The organism is Streptomyces sp. NEAU-YJ-81 (genome assembly GCF_017592595.1).
In the GTDB taxonomy this organism is placed as follows: Bacteria; Actinomycetota; Actinomycetes; order Streptomycetales; family Streptomycetaceae; genus Streptomyces; species Streptomyces hygroscopicus_B.
Genome location: NZ_JAGFNO010000022.1, coordinates 37,922 through 64,256, shown reverse-complemented (window position 1 = coordinate 64,256; position 26,335 = coordinate 37,922). Strand labels below are relative to the sequence as shown.

At 70.7% G+C, this 26,335-nt stretch carries 23 protein-coding genes; 6 read left to right on the top strand and 17 right to left on the bottom strand.

The features are described 5' to 3' along the window. Positions 1 to 73 precede the first annotated feature (73 nt). Positions 74 to 1,006, bottom strand: coding sequence for a methionyl-tRNA formyltransferase (gene fmt, locus J5X86_RS34370; RefSeq protein ID WP_078639840.1), 933 nt, complete (start codon positions 1,004 to 1,006; stop codon positions 74 to 76). Positions 1,007 to 1,289: 283 nt separating this feature from the next. Between fmt and J5X86_RS34365 the strand changes: the two genes are divergently transcribed. Then, positions 1,290 to 1,802, top strand: coding sequence for a hypothetical protein (locus tag J5X86_RS34365; protein ID WP_208520601.1), 513 nt, complete (start codon positions 1,290 to 1,292; stop codon positions 1,800 to 1,802). Between the two features lie 475 nt (positions 1,803 to 2,277). Here J5X86_RS34365 and J5X86_RS34360 read toward each other — a convergent pair whose 3' ends face one another. Beyond that, positions 2,278 to 4,443: a primosomal protein N' gene (locus J5X86_RS34360; protein ID WP_208520600.1), complete on the bottom strand. Its 2,166-nt coding sequence runs from the start codon at positions 4,441 to 4,443 to the stop codon at positions 2,278 to 2,280. A gap of 202 nt (positions 4,444 to 4,645) precedes the next feature. Between J5X86_RS34360 and J5X86_RS34355 the strand changes: the two genes are divergently transcribed. The 4 genes from J5X86_RS34355 to J5X86_RS34340 are packed head-to-tail and all read left to right on the top strand — an operon-like array spanning position 4,646 to position 9,731. Continuing rightward, positions 4,646 to 5,935, top strand: coding sequence for a helix-turn-helix domain-containing protein (locus tag J5X86_RS34355; protein WP_208520707.1), 1,290 nt, complete (start codon positions 4,646 to 4,648; stop codon positions 5,933 to 5,935). A 15-nt stretch (positions 5,936 to 5,950) separates the two neighbouring features. Continuing rightward, a complete protein-coding gene (locus tag J5X86_RS34350) occupies positions 5,951 to 6,685 on the top strand; it encodes a toll/interleukin-1 receptor domain-containing protein (RefSeq protein ID WP_208520599.1) in 735 nt (244 codons plus the stop codon). Continuing rightward, entirely contained in the window at positions 6,685 to 8,616 is a 1,932-nt protein-coding gene (locus J5X86_RS34345) for an ABC transporter substrate-binding protein (RefSeq protein WP_208520598.1), read from the top strand. Before J5X86_RS34350 ends, J5X86_RS34345 begins: the two co-directional genes overlap by 1 nt. Beyond that, positions 8,613 to 9,731, top strand: a complete 1,119-nt coding sequence (locus J5X86_RS34340) for a hypothetical protein (RefSeq protein ID WP_208520597.1) — start codon at positions 8,613 to 8,615, stop codon at positions 9,729 to 9,731. The genes J5X86_RS34345 and J5X86_RS34340 overlap by 4 nt, the downstream gene beginning before the upstream one ends. A gap of 67 nt (positions 9,732 to 9,798) precedes the next feature. Here the strand turns inward: J5X86_RS34340 and metK are convergent, their stop codons facing one another. The 13 genes from metK to pyrR all read right to left on the bottom strand — a co-directional run bounded on the left by metK (position 9,799) and on the right by pyrR (position 24,395). Continuing rightward, a complete protein-coding gene (gene metK, locus J5X86_RS34335) occupies positions 9,799 to 11,007 on the bottom strand; it encodes a methionine adenosyltransferase (RefSeq protein ID WP_014056270.1) in 1,209 nt (402 codons plus the stop codon). A 298-nt stretch (positions 11,008 to 11,305) separates the two neighbouring features. Beyond that, on the bottom strand, positions 11,306 to 12,514 hold the full coding sequence (gene coaBC / locus J5X86_RS34330; RefSeq protein ID WP_208520596.1) for a bifunctional phosphopantothenoylcysteine decarboxylase/phosphopantothenate--cysteine ligase CoaBC: 1,209 nt from the start codon (positions 12,512 to 12,514) through the stop codon (positions 11,306 to 11,308). Positions 12,515 to 12,642: 128 nt separating this feature from the next. Then, complete coding sequence (rpoZ, locus tag J5X86_RS34325; protein WP_020867048.1) at positions 12,643 to 12,903, bottom strand: DNA-directed RNA polymerase subunit omega; 261 nt, start codon at positions 12,901 to 12,903, stop codon at positions 12,643 to 12,645. Positions 12,904 to 12,961: 58 nt separating this feature from the next. Further along, entirely contained in the window at positions 12,962 to 13,528 is a 567-nt protein-coding gene (gmk, locus tag J5X86_RS34320) for a guanylate kinase (protein ID WP_078639846.1), read from the bottom strand. A gap of 48 nt (positions 13,529 to 13,576) precedes the next feature. Continuing rightward, positions 13,577 to 13,900, bottom strand: a complete 324-nt coding sequence (locus J5X86_RS34315; RefSeq protein ID WP_009713618.1) for an integration host factor — start codon at positions 13,898 to 13,900, stop codon at positions 13,577 to 13,579. A gap of 204 nt (positions 13,901 to 14,104) precedes the next feature. After that, the gene (pyrF, locus tag J5X86_RS34310) at positions 14,105 to 14,968 is read right to left on the bottom strand and encodes an orotidine-5'-phosphate decarboxylase (RefSeq protein WP_208520595.1); all 864 of its coding nucleotides are present in this window, start codon (positions 14,966 to 14,968) and stop codon (positions 14,105 to 14,107) included. 188 nt (positions 14,969 to 15,156) lie between these two features. After that, entirely contained in the window at positions 15,157 to 16,260 is a 1,104-nt protein-coding gene (locus tag J5X86_RS34305) for a quinone-dependent dihydroorotate dehydrogenase (RefSeq protein WP_208520594.1), read from the bottom strand. A 76-nt stretch (positions 16,261 to 16,336) separates the two neighbouring features. Continuing rightward, positions 16,337 to 19,648, bottom strand: coding sequence for a carbamoyl-phosphate synthase large subunit (carB, locus tag J5X86_RS34300; protein ID WP_208520593.1), 3,312 nt, complete (start codon positions 19,646 to 19,648; stop codon positions 16,337 to 16,339). Further along, positions 19,641 to 20,780, bottom strand: a complete 1,140-nt coding sequence (gene carA, locus J5X86_RS34295; protein WP_208520592.1) for a glutamine-hydrolyzing carbamoyl-phosphate synthase small subunit — start codon at positions 20,778 to 20,780, stop codon at positions 19,641 to 19,643. The genes carB and carA overlap by 8 nt, the downstream gene beginning before the upstream one ends. After that, positions 20,777 to 21,403, bottom strand: coding sequence for a hypothetical protein (locus J5X86_RS34290; protein ID WP_208520591.1), 627 nt, complete (start codon positions 21,401 to 21,403; stop codon positions 20,777 to 20,779). Before J5X86_RS34290 ends, carA begins: the two co-directional genes overlap by 4 nt. Beyond that, a complete protein-coding gene (locus J5X86_RS34285; RefSeq protein WP_208520590.1) occupies positions 21,400 to 22,695 on the bottom strand; it encodes a dihydroorotase in 1,296 nt (431 codons plus the stop codon). Before J5X86_RS34285 ends, J5X86_RS34290 begins: the two co-directional genes overlap by 4 nt. A gap of 2 nt (positions 22,696 to 22,697) precedes the next feature. After that, positions 22,698 to 23,675 (bottom strand): aspartate carbamoyltransferase catalytic subunit, encoded by a 978-nt coding sequence (locus tag J5X86_RS34280; protein ID WP_208520589.1) that lies wholly within the window; start codon positions 23,673 to 23,675, stop codon positions 22,698 to 22,700. 138 nt (positions 23,676 to 23,813) lie between these two features. Continuing rightward, positions 23,814 to 24,395, bottom strand: coding sequence for a bifunctional pyr operon transcriptional regulator/uracil phosphoribosyltransferase PyrR (gene pyrR, locus J5X86_RS34275; RefSeq protein ID WP_037951650.1), 582 nt, complete (start codon positions 24,393 to 24,395; stop codon positions 23,814 to 23,816). Positions 24,396 to 24,617: 222 nt separating this feature from the next. Here pyrR and bldD point away from each other — a divergent pair, with 222 nt between their 5' ends. Continuing rightward, a complete protein-coding gene (bldD, locus tag J5X86_RS34270) occupies positions 24,618 to 25,118 on the top strand; it encodes a transcriptional regulator BldD (protein ID WP_014056259.1) in 501 nt (166 codons plus the stop codon). A gap of 179 nt (positions 25,119 to 25,297) precedes the next feature. On the opposite strand, the gene nusB is transcribed toward bldD, so the two are convergent. Together nusB and efp are read right to left on the bottom strand one after the other, a co-directional pair. Next, positions 25,298 to 25,750, bottom strand: coding sequence for a transcription antitermination factor NusB (nusB, locus tag J5X86_RS34265; protein ID WP_137968331.1), 453 nt, complete (start codon positions 25,748 to 25,750; stop codon positions 25,298 to 25,300). Between the two features lie 2 nt (positions 25,751 to 25,752). Then, a complete protein-coding gene (gene efp, locus J5X86_RS34260) occupies positions 25,753 to 26,319 on the bottom strand; it encodes an elongation factor P (protein WP_059146782.1) in 567 nt (188 codons plus the stop codon). Between the last annotated feature and the right edge of the window lie 16 nt (positions 26,320 to 26,335).

The following is a 26,335-nucleotide window of genomic DNA, read 5'->3' as shown; positions in this document are numbered from 1 at the left end:
CGTAGGACTTCAACTTAGGTTGAAGTCAACATCCGCCGCCCCGGCGCGCCCGATGGCCGCCTTTCAGCCCTGCTCAGGCCCCGAGCCGCTCGCCCTCCGCGATCCGCACCCCACGCGCCCAATCCGCCGCGAGCATCGGCTTCTTGCCCTGCGGCCGCACCCACGTCAGCTCGACGGCATGGCTGCCCGTGCCCACGTACACGGCCTTCTTGGTCGCGGCCAGCCGGCCGGGCTCCAGATCCGTACGGTCCGCCACCGGCCGCGCCGAGACGACCTTCAGCCGCTCCTCACGGAAGGTGGTCCACGCACCCGGGGCGGGGGTGCACGCCCGCACCAGCCGGTCGACGCGCAGCGCGGGCGCCGTCCAGTCGATCTCCGCGTCCTCGACGGTGATCTTCGGGGCGAGCGAGATGCCCTCGGCCGGCTGCGGCACCGGGAGCAGGGTGCCGTTCTCGATGCCGTCCATCGTCGCTTCGAGCAACCCCGCACCGGCGAAGGCGAGCCGGGTCAGCAGATCGCCGCTGGTATCGGTGGCCCGCACCTCCTCCGTCACCACCCCGAACACCGGCCCGGAGTCCAGCCCTTCCTCGATCTGGAAGGTCGAGGCGCCGGTCATCTCGTCGCCCGCGAGCACGGAGTGCTGCACGGGTGCCGCGCCCCGCCACGCGGGGAGCAGCGAGAAGTGCAGATTGACCCAGCCGTGCGCAGGAATCTCCAGCGCCGCCTTGGGCAGCAACGCGCCGTAGGCCACCACCGGGCAGCAGTCCGGTGCGATCTCGCCGAGCCGGGCGAGGAACTCCGGATCGCGCGGCCTGGCGGGCTTGAGCACCTCGATACCCGCCTCCTCGGCCCGCTCGGCGACCGGGCTGGCCACCATCCGGCGACCGCGCCCGGCGGGCGCGTCGGGACGGGTCACCACGGCCACCACCTCGTGCTTCTCCGACGCGATCAGCGCGTCCAGAGCGGGCAGGGCGACCTCGGGGGTACCGGCGAACACGAGCCTCATGGGTGGCGAACTACCTCTCACACAGCGGATACGGCGGAACGTCGAACAGCCTCTGAAGTCTATGGTCCGCCGGCCGAGGGGGCGTACGGGCGGACTCCCGCACGCCCCGGACCGTGACCGACGGGCGGGTGCCGCGTTGGTCAAGGCAGATTGACCGCATCGGGCCGCTGCCGCGGCCCGATGCGTTTCCCGCCGCCCGCTCGACTTCCCCCATCCAGCACCAGCCCCCTCCCGTCCCCCTCACCCCCCATCCCCCGTCAACGCCGGTTCGAGAGGCTTGTACATGGCCGACCACGCAACTCATGACGCCCAGGCACGGGCCAGCCTGCACCTCCTGGTCCGGGACATCGAGCGGGTCCGCCGGCAGGTGGACGCGCTGCGCACGCTCACCGCCCAACTCGGCAATGTCTACCGCCCCCGGCGCACCGGCCCGTCCGCCGGTTTCGTGGTCTACGGACGCGCTCCGGCCCCCACCGTGCGGCTCGCCCAGGAACTGCGCGACAGCGTCGAGACGCTGGTCACCGCCGCTGTCGACTTCGACCGCTCGCTGGGCTTCTCCTGGGACGCGGTGGGCTCGGCGCTCGGCGTCACCAAGCAGGCGGTGCACCGCCGTTACGGCTCGCGCCGGGCCGCCGCGCAGAACGCGCCCGAGGCCGGCGAAGCGTCCCCGGGCCGCCCGGCCGAGCCCGCCGCCGTACCCTCGGTGCCCGCCGCGCGCACGGTCCCGCCGCAGTCGACGCCGTCCCTCCGCGAGGACCCCCGCCCCAGCCCCTTCCCCAGCCCCCGCCACGGCTGACTGGACCCCCTTTTTTTGAGGCTCGGTTCGCCTCCGGGGCGCCTCAGCCTCCCCCAGCTACCGCTGGGAGGGTGCCCCCGGCCGGAAGAACCAAGCCCCCGGATGTTCTACGGCGCCCTTCGGCTTGCCCCGTCCCCCTGGGGCGCCCCGGCCAGTAAGCCCAAGCACCCGGAGACTCTGCGGCACCCTGCCACTCGCCCTGGCTGCCGCCGGGGGGCGCCCCAGGCCAGAAGAACCGAGCGCCGGAAGACGCCAGCACCCGGCCTGCGGCACCCGGAGGCACTACGGCACCTACGGCTTACCCGGTCACTCCGGAGGGCGCCCCCGGCCAGTAAGCCCCAGCACCCGGAGACCCTGCGGCCCCCGGACACCCCGCGGCGCCCGGAGCGCACCCCCGGCCGGGGAGCAGCCGAGGTCGGCCAACGCCCAGACCGGGGCCGAGGTCAGCCAAGGCCCAGACCCGGCTCAGCCGAGGTCAGCCGATATCCAGGGGATCCACCCGCACCGCGGGGTCCTTCTCCCCCCTCGCCAAACGGCCCGCCTTCGCCTCCTTGAGGGCCGCCGCGAGGGCGCTGCCCTGGCCGGGGCGTACCCGCAGCAGCGCGCGCTCCCAGACCTCGCCCTGCGGCGGGTCTCCGGGGCGGCGCGGACGTCCGGGAGGCGCCGGGGGCAGCGGGACCGGGCCCAGTGTCTCGGCCCCCTCGGGCAGCCCGGCCGATGCGATCAGCTCGGCCACCGCCTCCGCGGGGCCGGTCACCGCCGCCATCCGTGAGATCGGCGGAAAGCCCAGCTGGGACCGCTCGGCCAGCTCACGCGCCGCATACCCGGCCGGGTCCCAGCGCACCAGCGCCTGGACGGGCCGCTGCGTCGGCTCGGCCATGATCACCACGGTGCCGCCCCGGCCGTCACTCCCCTCGTCCCCGTGGCCGCGGACCAGCGAGGCCGCCTCCAGCCAGTGGCGCAGCGCGTCCTCACCGGCGCGCAGGTCGGGGCGGCCGAGCAGGGCCCAGCCGTCGAGCAGCAGCGCCGCGGCGTAACCGCCCTCGGCGACCGGCTCGGCGCCCGGCGTGCTCACGACGAGCGCCGGACGGTCGGGGACGGACGTCAGCACATGGTCACGGCCGGAGGTGCGCACGGGCACGGCCGGAAAGGCGCGGCCCAGCTCCTCGGCGGTGCGCCGGGCGCCGACTATGGAGGCCCGCAGCCGGACGCCCCCGCATTCACGGCAATGCCAGGCGGGTTCGTCCCGCCCGCACCATCCGCACACCAGATGGTCCGCGTCCCGCGCCTCCAGCGGGCCCGAGCAGTGCGCACAGCGCGCGGGCTCCCGGCAGCGCTCACAGGCCAGCTTCGGCACATAGCCCCGGCGCGGCACCTGCACCAGCACCGGGCCCCGGGTCAGCGCCTCCCGTACGGTCTGCCAGGCGAGTGTGGGCAGCCGGGCGGCACGGGCCTCCATATCCCGGGCCACCTCGCCCTCGTCGACCGTACGGATCAGCGGGGCGGCCGCGCGGACCTGCTCGCGGTCGGCCTCGAGCGGCCGGGCCCAGCCGTTCTCCACCAGTTGGGCGGCCTCGACGGTGCGGCCCAGGTCGCCCAGCAGAAAGCCCGTCTTCTCATGGACGGCGCGCAGCAGCAGCACATCGCGCGCGTGCGGCTGCGGCAGCCGGTCGTCGCTGTGGCTGCGGTCCCCGTCGTCCCAGATCCCCACCAGCCCGAGGTCCCGGACCGGCGCGAACATCGCCGCCCGGGTGCCCACCACGGCCCGGATCGAGCCCCGGCTGACCGCCAGCCAGCGGCGGTAGCGCTCCTCGGGTCCGAGGTCGGCGGTGAGCAGCACATGCCGCCCCGGGCCGCCGAGCACCTCCGTGAGCGCCGCGTCCACCCGCTCGGCGGTCCGCCCGTCAGGGACGACGACGAGCGCCCCGCGCCCGGACGCGAGTGTGGCGGCCACGGCGGTGGCCCACTCCCGGGGCCAGTGCGGCCCGGGCAGCGCGGTCCATACGGCCCGCGGCCGGTCACCGCGGGCAAGCGCCTCCAGGAACCCGGGCCCGGCCGGATAGCGCGCCCAGCTCCCGGGCGCGGGCGGCTCCGGCGGGGGCAGCGGCGGCGGTGACGGCTCGCCCTCGGCGCGGGCGTTGCGCTTGGGCATGGCCAACTGCAGCACATCGGCGAGCGATCCGGCGTACCGGTCGGCGACCGCCCGGCACAGCGCCAGCAGCCCCGGCCCCAGCACCGGCTCCGGGGAGACCACCTGCGCGAGGGCGGCCAGCGGGCCCCGATAGTCGGACTCGGCGACGCGCTCGATGATGTACCCGTCGAGCAGCCCGCCGCCCTCGCGCCGCCCCTCGCGCACCTTCCCCGTCCCGGCCCCGAACCGCACCCGCACCCGCACCCCGGGCCGGGCCTCGGCGTCCATCTCGGCCGGCACCGCGTAGTCCCACAGCTTGTCGAGGTGGACCGGCCCCTTGTCGACCAGCACCCGCGCCACGGGCAGCTCCCCGGCCAGCTTGGCCCCCCGCCAGGTCCGCGGCCTGGCCCGCTCCCCCTTGGCCTTGCGCACGGTCTCCCGAATGAGCGCGAGCTGCTCCCCTTCCGACGCCTCCGCCGGATCCTTCGGCCGCTCGTTGTCCCTGCTCACAGCTTCAGTCCTACCAGAAGCCACCGACAGGGACGCGGTGTCCGGCCACCGCTCGGCCATCTCGACAGGCCGGGCCGATTGCACTTCCCTGCCAAGAGGAAACGGGAAACCCCCCATTTCGCCTTGTTCCATCGTGCTGCCCGGCCGCAATCTGACACGCGATGGCCGCTGGCTGCTCCGGTGGACGGTCACGGAGGTCGATGTGCTGGAGCAGTCGCACGAGTTCGGGCGAGAGCTACGCAGGCGACGTCTCGCAGCGGAGCTTTCGCTGGAGCGGCTGAGCAAGTTGGTGCACTACAGCAAGGGCCAGCTGAGCAAGGTGGAGCGGGGGCTCAAGCGCCCCACACCGGAGCTGGCCAGGCTCTGTGACACGCAATTGAAGGCCGGAGGCGCGCTGGCCGACCTGGTGCCCAACCAGGCTCCGGCAGCCCGCGCCGTACCGGATTCCAGCCAGGACGGTGAGGTGTGGTTGATGCGCTTGGGCAAAAACGGATCGAGCTCCTTCCAACAGATGGACCGCCGCCAGGTCATCGCGGCGGGAGCTTCCTCCTTCCTCGCGATGGGAGTCGATGGCATTCGTCTGTCGGCCGAGGCCGGCGGCATGAGCCTGGTCGACGCCTCCAAGGCGTTATTCGTCCAGTTCCGGCAGCTCGGCCAGGCAGCGGGGCCAGGGGCGGTGCTGCCGTCGCTGATCGCCCAGACCCATTCCCTGGAGCAGTTGGCCTCCTGTTCCGGCCCCCGCGCGCGCCGCGAGCTGCTGGTACTCGCGTCCCGGTACGCCGAATACACGGGCTGGATGGCACAGGAGTCCGGGAACGACGAGGCCGCACTCTGGTGGACCGACCGGGCAGTGGCACTGGCCACAGCGTGCGAGGACCAAGGTCTCGCCACGTACGGCCTCGTCCGCCACGCGCTGATCAGCCTCTTCGCAGGCGACGTGGCCAAGGCCATCGCGCTGGCCGAGGCCGCGCGGGACAGCGACGCACCACCGCGTGTCCAGGGCCTGGCCGCACAGAAGCTGGCTCAGAGCCATGCCGTGGCCGGAGACTACGGAGCCTGTATGCGCAGTTTGGATCAGGCCCGTGAGCTGCTGGCCCTCGATGCCAGGGAGCAGGACGCGCCGGTGATCGGCACCTCACAGCTGACCGACGTCGTGTCCATGTTCACCGGCTGGTGCTTGTACGAGCTGGGTCGGCCCCAGCAAGCCGCCGAGACCCTGGGCCAGGAGACGGCCAAGCTCGCGGGACACGCGCTGCGCTCCCGGTCCCGGTACGGCGTCCGGCTCGCTCTGGCCCATGCCACGGCGGGGGAGATCGACCACGCCTGCGAGCTGACACGCGGCCTCCTCGGGTCGGTCGGGCTCGTGCACTCCGCGACGATCGGAGCCGACCTGCGCCGTCTCGCCCGCGTCCTGGGACGCCATCCGCGAAACGCCTCGGTCCGCTCTCTCAGCCCGGACCTGTCCGCCGTTCTGACCGCCACAGCTGCTTAGGAAGGGCCCAGCGCCATGGAAGAAGTGTTTCTCAACTACCGCACCAAGGACGGGAAGGAAGCCGCCTTCATCTTCGACGAGAAGCTCTCGGCACGATTCGGGACCGAAAGTGTATTCCGTGCCACCAAGTCCATCGGTCCCGGCGCCAACTACATCGACACCATGTTGAGCGGCGTTCAGCGGAGCAGTGTCCTGCTCGCGCTCATAGGCGAGCTGTGGCTTGACGCGCCGGAGCGCGACCGACCGGAACGCCGGGCGCTGAACAACCCCAAGGACTGGGTGCGGCGGGAGATCGAGGAGGCGTTCGCCCACGGGGTGCTCGTCGTTCCGGTCCTCCTGGGACGGAAAATGGAGCAGCTCGACCCGCGCCGGCTGCCGACGCCGCTACGGAAGCTGGCCGAGTGCCAGTACGAACGGTTCTCGTTACGCAGCCCGGGGACCGACATCGACCGACTGGCCGACCGGCTCGTCACACAGGTACCGCGGCTGGCGGACCTCGACAAGCGGGCACCGACGCGGAAGGCGGCCCCGGAGCCCGGTGGGGGCAACCACGACCAGCGCGGCGGGATCGGCACCGTGCACGGAACGGTCGGAACATTCGTCCAGGAGTCCAACGGCCCCCTCCACACGGGCAGCGGGATCCAGCTCAACGGGTCGCAGTTCCACGGTGACGGCTACAACTTCGGCAATCACGGGGACACCCATCAGGAATTCGACTCGCCGAGGCGTCGCCGCGAGGACGACGAGTGATGCGTGAGGCCACGCGCACACACGTCCGTGAATCCCATGCACCCACCCACACAGGCGACGGCGATCAGTACATCATCTATGCCGCCTCGGCACGGGTGGGAGCCCGCGGCAAGGATCCACACACCATCGCCCAGGACCAGCTCGACAGCCTCTCCCGGCGCTTCGTCGCCCCGAAAGGGTTCGCCCATGCTCGCGACCTTCTGCTCCGGCACGGCACCGTACTGCTTTCCGGCCCACCGGGCAGCGGCCGACGGACGGCGGCGCTCATGCTGCTGCACCAGCTGACCGAGGACTCTGGTGGGATCCATGAGCTCGATAGCGAGGACGAGGCACCCTTCCTGAGACCCGACGCTGTCGGCGAGGGGGACCGCATACTGCTGGACCTCTGCGAAACCGATGAGATCCGCTACAGCGCGGTGCAGAACGAACTCTCCGGCTTCCGGTCGCAGGTACAGCGGCGCGGCGCGCGACTTGTGACCGTGCTGCCCCAGCAGGCGGAGCAGAGTCGACGGACCGACTTCCTGGCGTTCACCGCCGACATCGAGCGGCCAGAAGCAAATGATCTGCTCATGCGGCATCTGCGGGTCGATGGCATCCACCCCGCTCTCGCTGATCTGGCATCGCCGGGCCTGGAGCGCTACACGGCGAAGGCGGGAGCGGGGGAACTCGCGAGACTGGCCGACCTCATACGCCGCGCCAGGGACGACGGTGATCCCGGCGACACCTTCGTTCAGTGGGCCAAGGAAGCCCTCGCCGCACTCAACAATCGCGGCGACGAAGTTGCGGCATTCTTGGCTTCCCACGAGGACGGGCGGCAACGAGCCCTGCTCCTGTCCGTGGCCATGTTCCACGAGGCAACACCCGACGCCGTCCTCCGTGGCGCCACCTCTCTGCTCAGGGTGGTGGGCCACCCGGCCCCCGAGGACCCCCGGCTGAATCACACCGATCTGACCCGACAGTTCACCGAGATCGGAGCCACCACCGATCCGGATGGTCGGGTGCATTTCAGGACCTGGGCCTACGACCCGGCCGTCCGCGCCCACTTCTGGACGTACTTCCCGGACTTACGGGACGGCTTCCGCCAGTGGGTAAGGGACTGCGTGTACTGGCTCGGCCAGGACTCCCGCGCCGCGCTGATCAAGCGATTCGCGGAGCAGGCCCTGCAGACGGACCGTCCAGAGGATCTGTGGTGGTTGGCCGAGCAATGGACCAGGCCGAACTCCACGGGTGATGTCCTGGCGGACGCGACCCAGGCTCTGGCTGAAGGACTCCGACACGACCGGTACGGCCATGTCTTCCGTCGAAAGATCTACGATTCGTCGCTCATCGCCAATCTGCCCAAGTGGCGGAGACACGCCCTCATTACTGTCTGCTCCAAGGTGATGTCCGTGCGTCACCCCGACCAGGCCTTGGTACGCCTGCATCACTTGGCCCGGCGGGAGGGAGAAGCCGCCAAGTCTCAAGCCAAAGACGAACTGCTCACCCTCGCGCGGAGTGACGGGCGCCTGTTCCGCCTGCTGCTGGAACGCATCGACATCGAGCGATATCCAATCGACGCCGAGATCTTCAGGGCCCTCGCCGACTCCGCATCCCGCACGCGCGCTCTCTACGTCAGCGTGGCGGTACGAAGCTTGCTCGCCAAGAGCTGGGCCGCCACGCTCCGGGCACACCCGCGTGAGGTGTGGCGGGCGCCTGTGGAGGCGTGGCTGGACGCCGCGGGTGCGACAGCCACACACCGTGAGGCACTGCTGGACGTGCTGGTCGACGCCTGCGAACAGCGCACCGATGCGTTCAACGGGCTCTACGTCATCTCACGAAACTGGGCCTCGGCCTCACCCCCCGTTGGGACCGAGCACCGCCAGCTCGCCCATCGCTTCGCACAGAAGATCGATGCCGCCCAGGGCATCCAGACCCAGGAGCGCGTTCCATGAGCTCTGGCCACAAGACCATGACGGCTTTCCTGACCGTCATCTGCGGGCTGGCCCTCGCCATCATCGGCCTGCTGATGAACTGGCCCCTATGGATCTGGGCCATCGTCGCCATTCTGCTCCTGACAGCCTCGGCACTGGCCGCCAGAGCGGCGGGCCCGTCCCATGGGCCGATTCCCCCGGACCGCACGCTGGAGCCCGATCTGCCCATCCCTGAGCCGGAACGTTGGGAATGCGTCGTGAGCGAGGTGGCGCTGCCCAGCGCCGTGCCCGACTACGACTTTCTGTTCTCCGCCACGGTCCGCTGGTGCCCGGGTGGCTCCTCACCCGACGCTCCATACGTCAACCCGAGCGCGCTCGCGGTCGACGCCGTGCTCGACCGGGCACGGCGGATCACCGCAACGCAGCCTCCGCATCGGAGCTCGCTCGCTCAGCACCAGCTCAACGGAGCGCTCGGCACAATGGCCGCCGACTCGACCGGGAGGGTGAAGGCACTGGCGGAGGACGTCACGCTCAGGCTCAGCGAGGCGGACATCGAGCGGCTGCACAAGCTCTCGACCGTGCGCAAGGACGAGGAGGTCTGGGAGCACGAGCGCAATTACGAGCGCAATAAGCGCGCGTACCTCGGTGAGGACGTACTCAAGGACCCCGGCAGCGCCGTCGTGTGGTGGATGGCGAAGAACGACGACCATGTCGAGAAGGCCGTCAACCTCATCGGTCCCCTTGCGCAGCTGTCATCCGCCGCGAACAACACGGAGATCCCCGAACGATACCGACACCTCCTGGGCGATCTCCCGCCGGAACGAGAGCCGGAATGGGCAGCCAGCCGGCTCTCGCCCCACAACCTGTTCTACGACGGACCCTTCCGAACCGAACGTGCATTCGAAGAAGCGAGCGTGACGGACCTCTTGGAGCGGGCGATGGACCTGCTGAGGCTGGAAGAGGACTCCGACGGTCGCGCGATGCTCGGGCGGCGGATCGCCGACGCACTGCACGCACAAGGCCATGCGGACATCGCGGAGGAGGTCAGGCAGCGCTTCGACGAACCCCTGCCTCCGCCTGACCCGGACACGGATATCGACGCCGACAGTCCCGACCCTGACGGCGAAGCCATCTGAGGCATGCGAAGGCCCGGACGCCGAGGGGCGTCCGGGCCTTCGCCGAAACCGTGGCCGAGCGGGGGTCCTACAGGCCCGCCGCCGCGCGGAGGGCGTCGACGCGGTCGGTGCGCTCCCAGGTGAAGTCGGGGATCTCACGGCCGAAGTGGCCGTACGCCGCGGTCTGGGCGTAGATCGGGCGCAGCAGGTCGAGGTCGCGGATGATCGCGGCCGGGCGGAGGTCGAAGACCTCGGAGATGGCCTTCTCGATCTTCTCGGCGTCGACCGCGGCGGTGCCGAAGGTCTCGACGAAGAGGCCGACCGGCTCGGCCTTGCCGATGGCGTACGCGACCTGCACCTCGCAACGCTGCGCGAGGCCGGCGGCCACCACGTTCTTGGCGACCCAGCGCATGGCGTAGGCGGCGGAGCGGTCGACCTTGGAGGGGTCCTTGCCGGAGAAGGCGCCGCCGCCGTGGCGGGACATGCCGCCGTAGGTGTCGATGATGATCTTGCGGCCGGTGAGGCCGGCGTCGCCCATCGGGCCGCCGATCTCGAAGCGCCCGGTCGGGTTGACCAGCAGGCGGTAGCCCTCGGTGTCGAGCTTGATGCCGTCCTCGACCAGCTCGTTCAGCACGTGCTCGACCACGAATTCGCGGATGTCGGGCGCCAGCAGCGAGTCCAGGTCGATGTCGGAGGCGTGCTGCGAGGAGACGACGACGGTGTCCAGGCGGACCGCCTTGTGGCCGTCGTACTCGATGGTGACCTGGGTCTTGCCGTCGGGGCGCAGGTAGGGGATGGTCCCGTTCTTGCGGACGTCGGACAGTCGGCGGGAGAGCCGGTGTGCCAGGTTGATCGGCAGCGGCATCAGCTCGGGCGTCTCGTCGCAGGCGTACCCGAACATCAGGCCCTGGTCGCCCGCGCCCTGCTTGTCCAGCTCGTCCTCATCGCCCTCGACCCGGAGCTCGTAGGCGGAGTCCACACCCTGGGCGATGTCGGGGGACTGTGAGCCGATCGACACCGAGACGCCGCAGGAGGCGCCGTCGAAGCCCTTCTTCGACGAGTCGTAGCCGATGTCGAGGATCTTGTTCCGCACCAGCGCCGCGATCGGGGCGTACGCCTTGGTGGTCACCTCGCCGGCCACATGCACCAGGCCGGTGGTGATCAACGTCTCGACGGCGACCCGGGAGGTCGGGTCCTCCTTGAGAAGGGCATCGAGGATGGTGTCGCTGATCTGGTCAGCGATCTTGTCGGGGTGACCCTCGGTCACGGATTCCGAGGTGAACAGGCGGCGGGACACATCGCTCCCTGGGGTTGCAGCGGCTGCTGGCTGATCATGGTCGGACCGCTCGGGAGCTGCGCCCGGTGCGGTTCCTGGGCCAGTTTATCCGGCACGTCCACCGGTCAAGCATCCCCGTCCCACAGAACGGGCAGGCCCGTGACCGGGAACATACCTTGCCTCAAGCCGAAATACAGCCCCACCCCGCCGTGGCAGGCACGTGTCATGAGCCCGATCGGCCGCAGTACGGACCCCGCCGAGGGCGTCCGCCGGGCTCTGCATGAGGCCCGCCGGGCCCCGGCGGACGCCCGGGCCGGGCTCATCCCAGGCGGCCGGCCACCAGGTCCCAGACGGTGTCGGCGAGCGCGCCCTTGGGGCCGTACGGCACGGGCGTCTCGGTGCCGTCGGCGCCGAGCACCACGGCCTCGTTGGTCTCGGCGCCGAAGGTCTTGTGCTCGCCGACTTCGTTCACCACCAGCAGATCGCAGCCCTTGCGGGCGAGCTTGGCGCGGCCGTTGGCGAGCACCTCGTCGGTTTCGGCGGCGAAGCCGACCACGATCTGGCCGGGGCGGGCGCGCTCCGCGGAAATCTCCGCGAGGATGTCCGGATTCCGTACCAGGGCGATCGGCTCGGGCTCCTGGCCGTCGCGCTTCTTGATCTTTCCCTCGGCGTAGTGCGCGGGGCGGAAGTCGGCGACGGCGGCGGCCATCACCACGGCGTCGGCGTCCGCGGCGGCCTTGAGCACGGCCTCCCGTAGCTGCGCGGCGGTGCCCGCGCGCACCACATCGGCACCGGCCGGGTCGGGCAGCTCGCTGTTGGCCGAGACAAGAGTCACGCGCGCGCCCCGGGCGACGGCGGCACGGGCCAGGGCGTACCCCTGCCGGCCGGTGGAGCGGTTGCCGAGGAAGCGCACCGGGTCCAGCGGCTCGCGGGTGCCCCCGGCGCTCACCACGACATGGCGGCCGGCCAGATCGGTGGTGTGCGCCTCGGCGCCACGGGCCAGCACCCGGCGGCAGACCTCGAAGATCTCCCCGGGGTCCGGCAGCCGCCCCTTGCCGGTGTCCACACCGGTGAGCCGCCCCACGGCGGGTTCGATGACGACCGCGCCGCGGCGGCGCAGGGTCGCCACGTTTTCCCGGGTGGCGGGGTGCTCCCACATCTCGGTGTGCATCGCGGGCGCGAAGACGACCGGGCAGCGCGCGGTGAGCAGCGTATTGGTGAGCAGATCGTCCGCCAGGCCATGGGCGGCCTTGGCGAGCAGATCGGTGGTGGCGGGGGCGATCACGACCAGATCGGCGGACTGGCCGATGCGGACGTGCGGCACCTCGTGGACGGAGTCCCACACCTCGGTCGCCGCCGGATGCCCGGACAGCGCCGACCAGGTCGCCTCGCCGACGAAGTGCAGCGCCGAGGCGGTCGGCACGACGCGTACGTCATGGCCGGACTCGGTGAGGCGGCGCAGCAGCTCGCACGCCTTGTAGGCGGCGATCCCGCCACTGACGCCCAGGACCACTTTGGGCTTGTCCATCGCTCGGCTCCCCACCGGGTACGTCGTCCGTCGTACGTCCAATCACGGTACGCCGGGTCGCGCCACGTACCCATGACACACCACGAGCCCGGCAGTCACTGCCGGGCCGTGGGTGAAGCGATCGAAACCTACTGGGCCGGGCCCTCGATGGCCTCGGAGGTCAGCAGGCCCGCGTTGATCTCGCGGAGTGCGATCGAGAGGGGCTTCTCGTGGACGTGGGTGTCCACGAGGGGACCGACGTACTCGAGCAGGCCCTCGCCAAGCTGGGAGTAGTACGCGTTGATCTGCCGCGCGCGCTTGGCCGCGTAGATCACCAGGCTGTACTTGGAGTCGGTGGCCTCGAGCAGCTCATCAATCGGAGGGTTGATGATCCCCTCGGGCGCGGTCATGGGAGAGGACACTCTCTAGCCTTCCTTATTACGCCTCACGGCAAGAGTGAATCGAAGATCAAGCCACTCGCATCAAGGCTAGCAGCTCATTTGCCACGTCCTCGACGGAGGTATTGACCAAGGTCGTATCGAACTCGGACTCGGCAGCCAGCTCGGTCCGGGCGGCCTCCAGGCGCCGCTCGATGACCTCGGGCGCCTCGGTGCCCCGGCCGGTGAGCCGGCGCACCAGCTCCTCCCAGCTCGGCGGCGCGAGGAAGACCAGCTGCGCCTCCGGCATGGACTCGCGGATCTGCCGTGCGCCCTGCAGATCGATCTCCAGCAGCACCGGCTCGCCCGCACCGAGCCGGTCCATGACCGCCTCGCGCGGGGTGCCGTAGCGGTTGCCCGCGAATTCGGCCCACTCCAGCAGCTCACCATTGGCTATGAGCTTGTCGAACTCCCCGTCGTCCACGAAGAAATAGTGGACGCCGTCCCGCTCGCCGGGGCGCGGTCGGCGGGTCGTGGCGGAGACCGAGAGCCAGACCTCGGGATGTTCTTTGCGCATATGAGCGACGACCGTGCTCTTACCGACCCCTGAGGGGCCGGAGAGCACGGTCAGTCGCGGTCGTGCGGAGTGTGCTGCCATGGAGCGATTATCCAGGTTCCCGGGAGTGCCTGGAAACGCCGGGCCGCGTCAGCCGGCGGCGCCGCCGAACTCACGCTCGAGTGACGCGATCTGGTTGGAACCCAGACCCCGCACACGACGGCTCTCGGAGATGCCGAGCCGCTCCATGATCTGCTTGGCGCGGACCTTGCCGACGCCGGGCAGGGACTCGAGGAGAGCGGACACCTTCATCTTGCCGATGACGTCGTTCTCCTGGCCCTGCTTGATGACCTCGTGCAGGGATGCGCCGGAGTGCTTGAGTCGATTCTTGACCTCGGCGCGCTCCCGGCGAGCCGCGGCGGCCTTTTCGAGCGCGGCTGCGCGCTGTTCAGGGGTAAGGGGCGGAAGAGCCACGCCTACGTCACCTCGGATGTCGAACTGTCGGATATGGACCGGTGAGGAACCTAGTCGCCCCTCACCTGGGGAGCAACGCGCAACGCAGCAGCGCGTTCGCTCTCGTCGGAGACTAGCGGCCGATCCCGCTCCAGTCAGCGAGAACAGACGAAAAGTCCTGGTCAGACTCGCTCGACTCGGACATTTACAGACAAAGTAGCCGGGTTATTCGGCCACGGCACGCACTTCCTCAGCCATTCGGGAGGCCGCCGCGACCAGCGACGCGGCGTCCGGACCGTGCCGGAGCACCCCTCTGCTGACGCTCGGAACGACATTTTTGATCGCCGGGCCGAAGACCGCCGGAAGATCGGCGGGGGTCGCGCCCTGGGCGCCGATGCCGGGGGCCAGCAGCGGCCCGTCGATCGTCAGATCGACGCACGCCTCCTCCGGCGCCCTGCCCAGCGTCGCGCCGACGACCGCCCCGTACGAGCCGAGGCGGCCCTCGGCGGCCTCGGCCGCGTTCTCGGCCTTGAGCGCCCTCAGCACGGTGGCCGCGACGGTCGAACCGTCGGGCCGTACCGCGTGCTGCACCTCGGTGCCCTCCGGGTTGGAGGTCAGCGCCAGCACGAAGACGCCCGCCCCCGACGCCCGCGCCGCGTCCAGCGCCGGGCGCAGCGAGCCGAAGCCGAGGTAGGGGCTGACGGTGACCGCGTCCGAGAACAGCGGGCCGGCCGGATCCAGATAGGCGGAGGCGTACGCGGCCATGGTCGACCCGATATCGCCGCGCTTGGCGTCCATCAGCACCAGCGCCCCGGCGGCCCGGGCGTCGGCGACGGCCCGCTCCAGCACCGCGATGCCGCGGGAGCCGAACCGCTCGAAGAAGGCCGACTGCGGCTTGAGGACGGCGACCCGCTCGGCGAGGGCCTCCACGACGGTCCTCGTGAACCGCTCGAGCCCCGCGACATCGTCCCCCAGGCCCCAGTCGGCGAGCAGGGAGGCGTGCGGGTCGATGCCGACGCACAGCGGGCCACGGGCGTCCATGGCCTGGCGCAGACGCGCGCCGAAGGGGGTGGGGGCGGGGGTCGTCATGAGTCTCTCCTCAGGAAATTCAGCCCCTCCGGCACCTCCCAGCCCCTCAGGGGGCACCTCCCAGCGGTAGCTGGGGGAGTTTGAGGAGCGGGGTCCGGGGCGGAGCCCCGGCGGGGGCCCGGCGGGGGCCCGGGGGCTCGCCCCCGGTTCGGGAAGGGGCGGGGTGGGGAACAACACCGCCGGAGGCGTTACGCGGAGGCGGCATCGGCGCCGACCGCGTCGGCCAAAGTGTCGAACTTGGACGCGGCGAGCCGCGCGGCGAGACCGCTGTGGATCTCGCGGGCCCAGAACGGCCCGCGGTAGATGAAGGCGCTGTAGCCCTGCACCAGCGTGGCACCGGCCAGAATCCGCTCCCAGGCGTCCTCCGCGGTTTCGATCCCGCCGACCCCGACGAGGGTCAGCCGGTCCCCCACACGGGCGTACAGACGGCTCAGCACCTCCAGGGAGCGCGCCTTGAGGGGGGCGCCGGACAGGCCGCCGGTCTCGGCGGTGAGCCGCGAGTCGGACGTGAGGCCGAGGCCGTCGCGCGCGATGGTCGTGTTCGTGGCGATGATGCCGTCCAGGCCGAGCTCGACCGCCAGATCGGCGACCGCGTCCACGTCCTCGTCGGCGAGATCCGGCGCGATTTTGACCAGAAGTGGCACCCGGCGATCGGTGACCGTACGGTCCGCGGCCTCGCGGACCGCGGTCAGCAGCGGCCGCAGATGGTCCACGGCCTGGAGATTCCGCAGTCCGGGGGTATTGGGCGAAGAGACGTTGACGACGAGGTAGTCGGCGTGGGCGGCGAGCCGCTCGGTGGAGGTCACATAGTCGGCGACGGCCTCCGCCTCCGGGACGACCTTGGTCTTGCCGATGTTGACGCCGAGCGTCGTGACGAAGGCCGGGCGCCGGGAGGCGAGGCGGGCCGCGACCGCCGCCGAGCCCTCGTTGTTGAAGCCCATCCGGTTGATCAGGGCCCGGTCGGCGACCAGCCGGAAGAGCCGCCGCTTGGGGTTGCCGGGCTGCGGCTGGGCGGTGACCGTGCCGATCTCGACATGGTCGAAGCCCAGCATGGCCATGCCGTCGATTCCGGCGGCGTTCTTGTCGAATCCGGCGGCGAGCCCGAAGGGCCCGTGCATCCGCAGGCCCAGCGCCTCGGTGCGCAGCGCCGGGTGGCGGGGGGCGAGGACGGCGGCGGCGAACGTCCGCAGAACGGGGACGCGGGCGGCCAGCCGGATCCAGGAGAAGGCCAGGTGATGGGCCTTCTCGGGGTCCATACGCCGGAAGATCAGGTTGAACAGGAGCGCGTACATGAGGGGCTTTCTGAGCGGAAGCGAAGGGGTGGGCTCATGAAGAGGGGGACACCGGCCGGTGTCCCCCTCCCTCGCCTCACTCCTCGCGGGCGGCGGTCAGATGTTCCGCGTGTTCCTGGAGCGATCGGACGCCGACCGCTCCCCGGCCCAGTGCCTCGATGCCCTGGACGGCGGCCGCGAGCGCCTGGACGGTGGTCAGGCAGGGCACCCCGCGGGCGACGGACGCCGTACGGATGTCATAGCCGTCGAGCCGCCCCCCGGTGCCGTACGGGGTGTTGACGATCAGGTCGACCTCGCCCTCGTGGATGAGCTGGACGATGGTCTTCTCGCCGTTCGGGCCCTCGCCCTCGCTGTGCTTGCGCACCACGGTCGCGTTGATTCCGTTGCGCTTGAGCACCTCCGCCGTGCCCGAGGTGGCCAGCAGCTCGAAGCCGAGGCCGACCAACTCCCGGGCCGGGAAGATCATCGAACGCTTGTCGCGGTTGGCGACGGAGACGAACGCGCGCCCCTTGGTCGGCAGCGCGCCGTACGCCCCGGCCTGCGACTTGGCGTAGGCCGCGCCGAAGACCGAGTCGATGCCCATGACCTCACCGGTCGAGCGCATCTCCGGGCCGAGGATGGTGTCCACCCCGCGCCCGGAGGCGTCCCGGAACCGCGACCACGGCATCACGGCCTCCTTGACGGAGATCGGCGCGTCCAGCGGCAGCGTGCCGCCGTCGCCGCTGGAGGGCAGCAGTCCCTCGGCGCGCAGCTCGGCGACGGTGGCGCCCAGCGAGATCCGGGCGGCGGCCTTGGCCAGCGGTACGGCGGTGGCCTTGGAGGTGAAGGGGACGGTACGGGAGGCGCGCGGGTTCGCCTCCAATACGTACAGAATGTCCCCGGCCAGCGCGAACTGGATGTTGATCAGCCCGCGGACGCCCACACCGCGCGCGATGGCCTCGGTCGAGGCGCGCAGCCGCTTGATGTCGAAGCCGCCGAGGGTGATCGGGGGCAGGGCGCAGGCCGAGTCGCCGGAGTGGATCCCGGCCTCCTCGATGTGCTCCATGACGCCGCCGAGGTAGAGCTCCTCGCCGTCGTAGAGCGCGTCCACGTCGATCTCTATGGCGTCGTCGAGGAAGCGGTCGATGAGCACGGGGTGCTCGGAGATCAGCCCGGCGTGCCGCTCCAGGTACGCGGCGAGCGAGGGCTCGTCGTAGACGATCTCCATGCCGCGGCCGCCGAGGACGTAGGAGGGGCGGACCATGACCGGGTAGCCGATCTCGGCGGCGATGCCCTTGGCCTGCCCGAAGGAGAAGGCGGTGCCGTACTTGGGCGCGGGCAGCCCGGCCTCGGTGAGCACCCGGCCGAAGGCGCCGCGCTCCTCGGCGAGGTTGATCGCCTCGGGCGAGGTGCCGACGATCGGCACGCCGTTGTCCTTGAGCGCCTGGGCGAGGCCCAGCGGGGTCTGGCCGCCGAGCTGGACGATCACACCGGCGACCGGGCCCGCCTGCTGCTCCGCGTGGACGATCTCCAGCACGTCCTCCAGGGTGAGCGGCTCGAAGTAGAGCCGGTCGGAGGTGTCGTAGTCGGTGGAGACGGTCTCCGGGTTGCAGTTGACCATGACGGTCTCATAGCCCGCGTCGTGCAGCGCGAAGGAGGCGTGGACGCAGGAGTAGTCGAACTCGATGCCCTGGCCGATGCGGTTGGGGCCCGAGCCGAGGATGATCACCGCGGGGGTCTCGCGCGGGGCGACCTCGGACTCCTCGTCGTAGGAGGAGTAGAAGTACGGGGTCCTGGCGGCGAACTCGGCGGCGCAGGTGTCGACCGTCTTGTAGACGGGCCGGATGCCCAGCGCGTGCCGCACCTCGCGGACCACGTCCTCGCGCAGCGAGCGGATCCCCGCGATCTGGGCGTCGGAGAAGCCGTGCCGCTTGGCCTCGGCGAGCAGCTCGGGGCCGAGCTTGTCGGCGGCGGCGACCTCGTCCGCGATCTCGTTGATCAGGAAGAGCTGGTCCACGAACCACGGGTCGATCCGGGTGGCGTCGAAGACCTCCTGCTGGGTGGCCCCGGCGCGGATCGCCCCCATCACGGTGTTGATCCGCCCGTCGGTCGGGACGGCGGCCTTGGTCAGCAGCTCGGACTTGTTCCCGGGCTCCCCGGTGAAGTCGAACTGGCTGCCCTTCTTCTCCAGCGAGCGCAGCGCCTTCTGCAGCGCCTCGGTGAAGTTGCGGCCGATGGCCATGGCCTCGCCGACCGACTTCATGGTGGTGGTGAGCCGGGCGTCGGCGACCGGGAACTTCTCGAAGGCGAAGCGCGGCACCTTGACCACGACGTAGTCGAGCGTGGGCTCGAAGGATGCCGGGGTCTGCTCGGTGATGTCGTTGGGGATCTCGTCGAGGGTGTAGCCGACGGCCAGCCGGGCGGCGATCTTGGCGATGGGGAAGCCGGTGGCCTTGGAGGCGAGCGCCGAGGAGCGGGAGACGCGCGGGTTCATCTCGATGACGATGACCCGGCCGTCCTCGGGGTTGACCGCGAACTGGATGTTGCAGCCGCCGGTGTCGACGCCGACCTCGCGGATGACGGCGATGCCGATGTCCCGCAGGATCTGGTACTCGCGGTCGGTGAGCGTCATCGCCGGGGCCACGGTGATCGAGTCACCGGTGTGCACGCCCATGGGGTCGAAGTTCTCGATGGAGCAGACGACCACGACGTTGTCGTTGCGGTCGCGCATCAGCTCCAGCTCGTACTCCTTCCAGCCGAGGATGGACTCCTCCAGGAGCACCTCGGTGGTCGGCGAGAGGGCCAGGCCCTGGCCGGCGATACGGCGCAGCTCGTCCTCGTCGTGGGCGAAGCCGGAGCCCGCGCCGCCCATGGTGAAGGAGGGGCGGACCACGACGGGGTAGCCGCCGAGCTGCTCGACGCCCGCGAGGATGTCGTCCATGGAGTGGCAGATGACCGAGCGGGCGGACTCTCCGTGGCCGATCTTGGCGTGGACGGCCTCGACGACCGTCTTGAACTGGTCGCGGTCCTCGCCCTTGTGGATCGCCTCGACATTGGCGCCGATCAGCTCGACACCGTACTCGTCGAGGGTGCCCGCCTGGTGGAGGGAGATGGCGGTGTTGAGCGCGGTCTGGCCGCCGAGGGTGGGCAGCAGCGCGTCGGGGCGCTCCTTGGCGATGATCTTCTCGACGTACTCCGGGGTGATCGGCTCGACATAGGTGGCGTCGGCGATCTCCGGGTCGGTCATGATCGTGGCCGGGTTGGAGTTGACCAGGATGACCCGCAGGCCCTCGGACTTCAGCACCCGGCACGCCTGGGTGCCGGAGTAGTCGAACTCGGCGGCCTGGCCGATGACGATCGGGCCGGAGCCGATGACCAGGACGGACTGGATGTCGGTGCGCTTAGGCACGCTGGCCCTCCATCAGGGACACGAAGCGGTCGAAAAGGTACGCGGCGTCATGCGGACCTGCGGCGGCTTCGGGGTGGTACTGGACGCTGAACGCGGGGCGGTCGAGCAGCCGCAGCCCCTCGACCACGTTGTCGTTGAGGCAGACATGGGAGACCTCGGCGCGGCCGAAGGGGGTGTCGGACGGCGCGTCGAGCGGGGCGTCCACGGCGAAGCCGTGGTTGTGGGCGGTGACCTCCACCTTGCCGGTGCTGCGGTCCTGCACCGGCTGGTTGATCCCGCGGTGGCCGTACTTCAGCTTGAAGGTGCCGAAGCCGAGCGCGCGGCCGAGGATCTGGTTGCCGAAGCAGATGCCGAACAGCGGCGTGGAGCGCTCCAGCACGGCCCGCATCAGGGAGACGGGGTGGTCGGCGGTGGCCGGATCGCCCGGGCCGTTGGAGAAGAAGACCCCGTCCGGGCCCACCGCGTAGATGTCCTCGGCGGTGGCGGTCGCGGGCAGGACGTGCACCTCGATGCCGCGTTCGGCCATCCGGTGCGGGGTCATGCCCTTGATGCCCAGGTCGATCGCGGCGACGGTGAATTTCTTGGTGCCGATCGCCGGGACGACGTAGGTCTCGGCGGTGGCGACCTCGCCGCTGAGGTCGGCGCCCTTCATCTGCGGGGCGGCCTGCACCTTCGCGAGCAGCGTGGCGTCCTCGGCGATGGCCTCGCCGGAGAAGATGCCCACGCGCATGGCGCCGCGCTCGCGCAGATGGCGGGTGAGGGCGCGGGTGTCGATCCCGCTGATGCCGACGACGCCCTGGGCGGTGAGCTCCTCGTCGAGCGAGCGGCGGGAGCGCCAGTTGGAGGGCGTACGGGCCGGGTCGCGCACCACATAGCCGGAGACCCAGATGCGCTGGGACTCCGGGTCCTCGTCGTTGACGCCGGTGTTCCCGATGTGCGGGGCGGTCATCACGACGACCTGGCGGTGGTAGGAGGGGTCGGTCAGGGTCTCCTGGTAGCCGGTCATTCCGGTGGAGAACACGGCCTCGCCGAAGGTCTCCCCCACGGCCCCGTAGGCCCGGCCGCGGAAGGTGCGGCCGTCCTCCAGGACGAGTACGGCAGGGGCGCTGGCGCCCCGGGTGGAGGTCGTCATCGTTCGGCGCCTTCCGTCTGGTTGCTGAGGTTGTTCTGGTCGCTCTGGTCTGTGTGGTTCAGGGGGGTGAGGGCATCGACCCAGGCGGGGTGCTCGGCGGCGTGGTCGGAGCGGAAGCCCGAGTCGATCAGCTTCTCGCCGAGCTGCCAGGTGATCACCAGCAGCCCGCCCTCGGCGAGGACCTTGCCCGCGATGCCCTTGTCGAGCCGGGCGCCGCGCAGCTCGGCGGCGGGGATGAAGAAGTCCTGGGCGCCCGGCCGTACGACGCTCACGCCCTGATCGGTGAGGGTGAGCTCGACCCGGCTGCGGGTGCCCAGCCCATGGGCGACGATCCGGTCCAGCCACTGCCCGGCGGTGGTGGAGCCGTGGTACCGGCCGCTCATCCTGAGCTTGGGGTCACCGGGGTCGGACGGGGCCTGGGGCAGCTCGGGGAGGTCGCCCTGGAGGGTGCCGCGCCACTTCCAGCCCTCGCGCATCAGCCAGTAGACCAGCGCGATGACCAGCAGCAGCCCGACGACCCAGCCGATCCGGGCGGCCCAGTCCGTCACGTCCTGCGATTTCTGCTCGGCGGCGAGGCCCGCGAATCCCGCGAGGCCCGCCACCGGATGGTTCAGAGATGTCACGCCAGCTTCCCGTCCACAACCGTCGCCCGGCCCCGCAGGAAGGTGTACGTCACGCGGCCCGGCAGTTCGCGGCCCTCGTAGGGGGTGTTGCGGCTGCGGGAGGCGAAGCCCGCGGGGTTCACCACACCACGGTAAGCGGAGTCGAGCAGGGTGAGGTTCGCGGGCTCCCCGGCGGCGATCGGGCGGCCATGGCCGGTCAGGCGACCGATGGCCGAGGGCCGCACCGACATCCGGTCGGCGACGCCCGTCCAGTCCAGCAGCCCGGTGTCGACCATGGTGTGCTGGACCACGGACAGCGCCGTCTCCAGACCCACCATGCCCATGGCCGCGGCGCCCCACTCGCAGTCCTTGTCCTCGCGCGGATGCGGGGCGTGGTCGGTGGCCACGCAGTCGATGGTGCCGTCGGCGAGCGCCTCGCGCAGCGCCATCACATCGGCCTCGGTGCGCAGCGGCGGGTTCACCTTGTAGACGGGGTCGTAGGAGCGTACGAGCTCGTCGGTGAGCAGCAGATGGTGCGGGGTGACCTCGGCGGTGACGTTCCAGCCCTTGGACTTGGCCCAGCGGACGATCTCGACCGAGCCCGCGGTGGACAGATGGCAGATGTGCACCCGGGAGCCGACGTGCGCGGCGAGCAGCACATCGCGGGCGATGATCGACTCCTCGGCGACGGCCGGCCAGCCGCCCAGGCCCAGCTCGGCGGAGACGATGCCCTCGTTCATCTGGGCGCCCTCGGTGAGCCGGGGCTCCTGGGCGTGCTGGGCGATGACGCCGTCGAACGCCTTCACATACTCCAGCGCGCGGCGCATGATCACCGCGTCGTCCACGCACTTGCCGTCGTCGGAGAAGACCCGCACCCCGGCGGCGGAGTCGCGCATCGCGCCCAGCTCGGCGAGCTTCTTGCCCTCCAGGCCCACGGTCACCGCGCCCACCGGCTGGACGTCGCAGTAGCCGGACTCCCTGCCCAGCCGCCACACCTGCTCCACGACGCCCGCGGTGTCCGCGACCGGGAAGGTGTTGGCCATGGCGTGGACCGCGGTGAAACCGCCGACCGCGGCGGCCCGGGTGCCGGTGAGGACCGTCTCGGAGTCCTCCCGGCCGGGCTCGCGCAGATGGGTGTGGAGATCGACCAGGCCCGGCAGCAGGATCTGCCCGGCGACGTCGATCACGGTGGCGCCGTCCGCGTCCAGCCCGGTGCCGACCGCGGCGATGCGCTCCCCCTCGATCAGCACGTCCCGCGGCTCGCCGCCGAGCACCTTCGCCCCGCGAAGCAGCGTCTTGTGGGTGTCGCTCATGGTCACTTGCTCTCCTCGGTGCGGGCGGTGGCGGCGGACTCGTTCCCGCCGAGCAGCAGATACAGGACGGCCATGCGGATCGAGACGCCGTTGGCGACCTGCTCGACGGCGGTGCAGCGGTCGGAGTCCGCGACCTGCGCGGTGATCTCCATACCGCGGTTCATGGGGCCGGGGTGCATCACGATGGCGTGCTCCGGCATCCGCGCCATGCGGTCGCCGTTCAGGCCGTAGCGGCGGGCGTACTCCCGCTCGGTGGGGAAGAACGCGGCGTTCATCCGCTCGCGCTGGACGCGCAGCATCATCACGGCGTCGGTCTTGCCGACCACCGCGTCCAGGTCGTAGGAGACCTCGCAGGGCCAGCTCTCCACGCCGAAGGGGACCAGCGTCGGCGGGGCGACCAGCGTGACCTCGGCGCCCAGGGTGGCCAGCAGATGGACGTTGGAGCGGGCCACCCGGCTGTGCAGGATGTCGCCGACGATCGTGACCCGGCGGCCGGCCAGGTCCTGTCCGACGCCGGAGGCGTCCGGGATCAGATGGCGGCGCATGGTGAAGGCGTCGAGCAGCGCCTGGGTGGGGTGCTCATGGGTGCCGTCGCCCGCGTTCACCACGGCGCCGTTGATCCAGTCGGAGGTGGCGAGCCGGTGCGGGGCGCCGGAGGCGTGGTGGCGGATCACCACGGCGTCGGCGCCCATCGCCTCCAGGGTGAGCGCGGTGTCCTTCAGGGACTCGCCCTTGGAGACCGAGGAGCCCTTGGCGGAGAAGTTGATGACGTCGGCGGACAGCCGCTTGGCGGCCGCCTCGAAGGAGATGCGGGTGCGGGTGGAGTCCTCGAAGAAGAGGTTGACGACGGTACGGCCGCGCAGGGTCGGCAGTTTCTTGATCGGCCGGTCGGCGAGCCGGGCCAGTTCCTCGGCGGTGTCGAGGATCAGGACGGCGTCGTCGCGCGAGAGGTCGGCGGCCGAGATGAGGTGGCGCTTCATCCGGTTGCTCCGTGGGTGAAGGAGGTGTGCGGGCGTGCGGGCGGGCAGGCGCGGGGACCGGTGTCATGGCGGCACCGGTGGTCCGTCGGGCGGGTCCCCCGGGGTCGCCGGGGCGGCACTCGCCGTCGGTGAGGGGCGCTACTTCCCGTCCGCGGGGGTGGTCTCGCGCAGCCCGAGGAGCACGCTGTCGCGGCCGTCTTCCTCGGTGAGCTGGACCTTGACCGTCTCCCGCAGCGACGTGGGGAGGTTTTTACCGACATAGTCGGCGCGGATCGGCAGTTCACGGTGACCACGGTCGACGAGGACCGCGAGCTGGACCGCGCGCGGGCGCCCGATGTCACCGAGGGCGTCGAGCGCGGCGCGGATGGTGCGGCCGGAGAAGAGCACATCGTCGACGAGGACCACCAGACGGCCGTCGATGCCGTCGTCGGGGATCTCGGTACGGGCGAGTGCGCGGGCCGGGCGCAGCCTCAGGTCGTCGCGGTACATCGTGATGTCGAGCGAGCCGACCGGGATCCGGCCGGGTTTGCCGGTGATCTCTTCGAGCCGGGCGGCCAGCCGCCGGGCGAGAAAGACACCACGGGTGGGAATGCCGAGCAGCACCACGTCATCGGCGCCTTTGGCGCGCTCGACGATCTCGTGGGCGATGCGGGTGAGAACGCGCGCGATATCCGGTGCTTCCAGCACGGAGCGCGCGGCGTCCGAGGTACGGGCGTCCATAAGAAACGGACCTCCTTCTCCGCCTCACGGGACGGACCTTAAAGGACGGTCGGATTTGCGCCATTCACACTAGCAGGGGTCCGGTGCACTCCCACCATCACCCCTGGCAGGAGCCCCTCCGCTCCGTTCGGCTTGACGAATGGAAATTACGCTGCGTAACCTCACAGTGAGTGACCAGCCGCGCGGCACAGCCGCACGTCGATACAGCGTCCGGGGAGCTTTATGTCCAGCGAATACGCCAAACAGCTCGGGGCCAAGCTCCGCGCCATCCGCACCCAGCAGGGCCTCTCCCTCCACGGTGTCGAGGAGAAGTCCCAGGGCCGCTGGAAGGCCGTGGTGGTGGGATCGTACGAGCGCGGCGACCGCGCCGTGACCGTGCAGCGTCTCGCCGAGCTGGCCGACTTCTACGGCGTCCCGGTGCAGGAGCTGCTTCCGGGCACGAGCCCGGCCGGGGCCGCCGAGCCGCCGCCGAAGCTGGTACTGGACCTTGAGCGACTGGCCCATGTGCCGGTCGAGAAGGCAGGCCCGCTGCAGCGGTATGCCGCGACGATCCAGAGCCAGCGTGGCGATTACAACGGCAAGGTGCTCTCGATCCGCCAGGACGACCTGCGCACCCTCGCCGTTATCTACGACCAGTCGCCGTCCGTGCTGACCGAACAGCTGATCAGCTGGGGCGTGCTGGGCGCCGACGCCCGCCGCGCGGTCCAGCACGAAGACGTCTGAGTCCGAGTCCCCTTTCCCTCTTCACCAGCAGAAACGTGCCGCCGGGGGCGGTGGGGCCCTTCTGGGTCCTCCACCGCCCCCGGCGGCTTTGTCGTATGACGCGCCTGTGCGGCGTCCGTCGTATGGCCCGGCGGTCCGGGCGGTCCGGCTCGTAGTCCGGCGTGACGGCCCCGTCGCGGTTATGCCCGGTGCTCCGGGTGCTCCTGATCGCGACGCAGACTCGGCTTCAGCTCCTTGATACGGCCCAGCAGACCGTTGACAAAGGCCGGCGAGTCGTCGGTGGAGAACTCCTTGGCGAGTTGCACCGCCTCGTCGATCACCACCGCGTCCGGGGTCTCGTCCTCCCACACCAGCTCATACGCGCCCAGCCGCAGGATATTCCGGTCGACGACCGGCATCCGGTCCAGCGTCCAGCCCACCGCATAGGTGGCGATCAGCTCGTCGATCCGGTCGATGTGCTGCGCATATCCCTCGACGAGCTGCATCGTGTATTCGCTGACCGGCGGCTGCCGGTCGTCGGTCCGGGCGAGCCGGATCCAGTCCGCGAGCACGATCTGCACGGTGGTGCCGCGCTGATCGGCCTCGAAGAGGATCTGAAAGGCACGCTTGCGGGCCTTGTTGCGGGCAGCCACGGTTAGTTGTTCACCCGACCGAGGTACTCGCCGGAGCGGGTGTCGACCTTGATCTTCTCACCGGTGGTGATGAACAGCGGCACGCCGATCTCGTAGCCGGTCTCCAGCTTGGCGGGCTTGGTGCCACCGGTGGAGCGGTCGCCCTGGACGCCCGGCTCGGTGTACTCGATCACCAGCTCGACGGCGGCGGGGAGCTCGACGTACAGCGGGTTGCCCTCGTACATCGCCACGACGGCCTCGAAGCCCTCCAGCAGATAGCGGGCGTTGTCGCCCACGACCTCGGGGGTGATGTAGATCTGGTCGAAAGTGTCCATGTCCATGAACACAAAGCTCTCGCCGTCCTTGTACGAGAACTGCATGCCGCGCTTGTCGACATTGGCCGTCTCGACCTTCACGCCGGCGTTGAAGGTCTTGTCGACCACCTTGCCGGACAGCACGTTCTTGAGCTTGGTGCGCACGAAGGCGGGGCCCTTGCCGGGCTTGACGTGCTGGAACTCGACGACGGACCACAGCTGGCCGCCTTCGAGCTTGAGCACCAAGCCGTTCTTGAGGTCGTTCGTGGATGCCACGGTTGCGGGTTCTCCT

Bases quoted from the DNA above. Each gene is read 5' to 3' on its own strand.
- fmt (WP_078639840.1), bottom strand. From the start codon at position 1,006: ATGAGGCTCGTGTTCGCCGGTACCCCCGAGGTCGCCCTGCCCGCTCTG.
- J5X86_RS34365 (WP_208520601.1), top strand. From the start codon at position 1,290: ATGGCCGACCACGCAACTCATGACGCCCAGGCACGGGCCAGCCTGCAC.
- J5X86_RS34350 (WP_208520599.1), top strand. From the start codon at position 5,951: ATGGAAGAAGTGTTTCTCAACTACCGCACCAAGGACGGGAAGGAAGCC.
- J5X86_RS34345 (WP_208520598.1), top strand. From the start codon at position 6,685: ATGCGTGAGGCCACGCGCACACACGTCCGTGAATCCCATGCACCCACC.
- J5X86_RS34340 (WP_208520597.1), top strand. From the start codon at position 8,613: ATGAGCTCTGGCCACAAGACCATGACGGCTTTCCTGACCGTCATCTGC.
- coaBC (WP_208520596.1), bottom strand. From the start codon at position 12,514: ATGGACAAGCCCAAAGTGGTCCTGGGCGTCAGTGGCGGGATCGCCGCC.
- rpoZ (WP_020867048.1), bottom strand. From the start codon at position 12,903: ATGACCGCGCCCGAGGGGATCATCAACCCTCCGATTGATGAGCTGCTC.
- gmk (WP_078639846.1), bottom strand. From the start codon at position 13,528: ATGGCAGCACACTCCGCACGACCGCGACTGACCGTGCTCTCCGGCCCC.
- pyrF (WP_208520595.1), bottom strand. From the start codon at position 14,968: ATGACGACCCCCGCCCCCACCCCCTTCGGCGCGCGTCTGCGCCAGGCC.
- J5X86_RS34305 (WP_208520594.1), bottom strand. From the start codon at position 16,260: ATGTACGCGCTCCTGTTCAACCTGATCTTCCGGCGTATGGACCCCGAG.
- carA (WP_208520592.1), bottom strand. From the start codon at position 20,780: ATGACGACCTCCACCCGGGGCGCCAGCGCCCCTGCCGTACTCGTCCTG.
- J5X86_RS34285 (WP_208520590.1), bottom strand. From the start codon at position 22,695: ATGAGCGACACCCACAAGACGCTGCTTCGCGGGGCGAAGGTGCTCGGC.
- J5X86_RS34280 (WP_208520589.1), bottom strand. From the start codon at position 23,675: ATGAAGCGCCACCTCATCTCGGCCGCCGACCTCTCGCGCGACGACGCC.
- pyrR (WP_037951650.1), bottom strand. From the start codon at position 24,395: ATGGACGCCCGTACCTCGGACGCCGCGCGCTCCGTGCTGGAAGCACCG.
- bldD (WP_014056259.1), top strand. From the start codon at position 24,618: ATGTCCAGCGAATACGCCAAACAGCTCGGGGCCAAGCTCCGCGCCATC.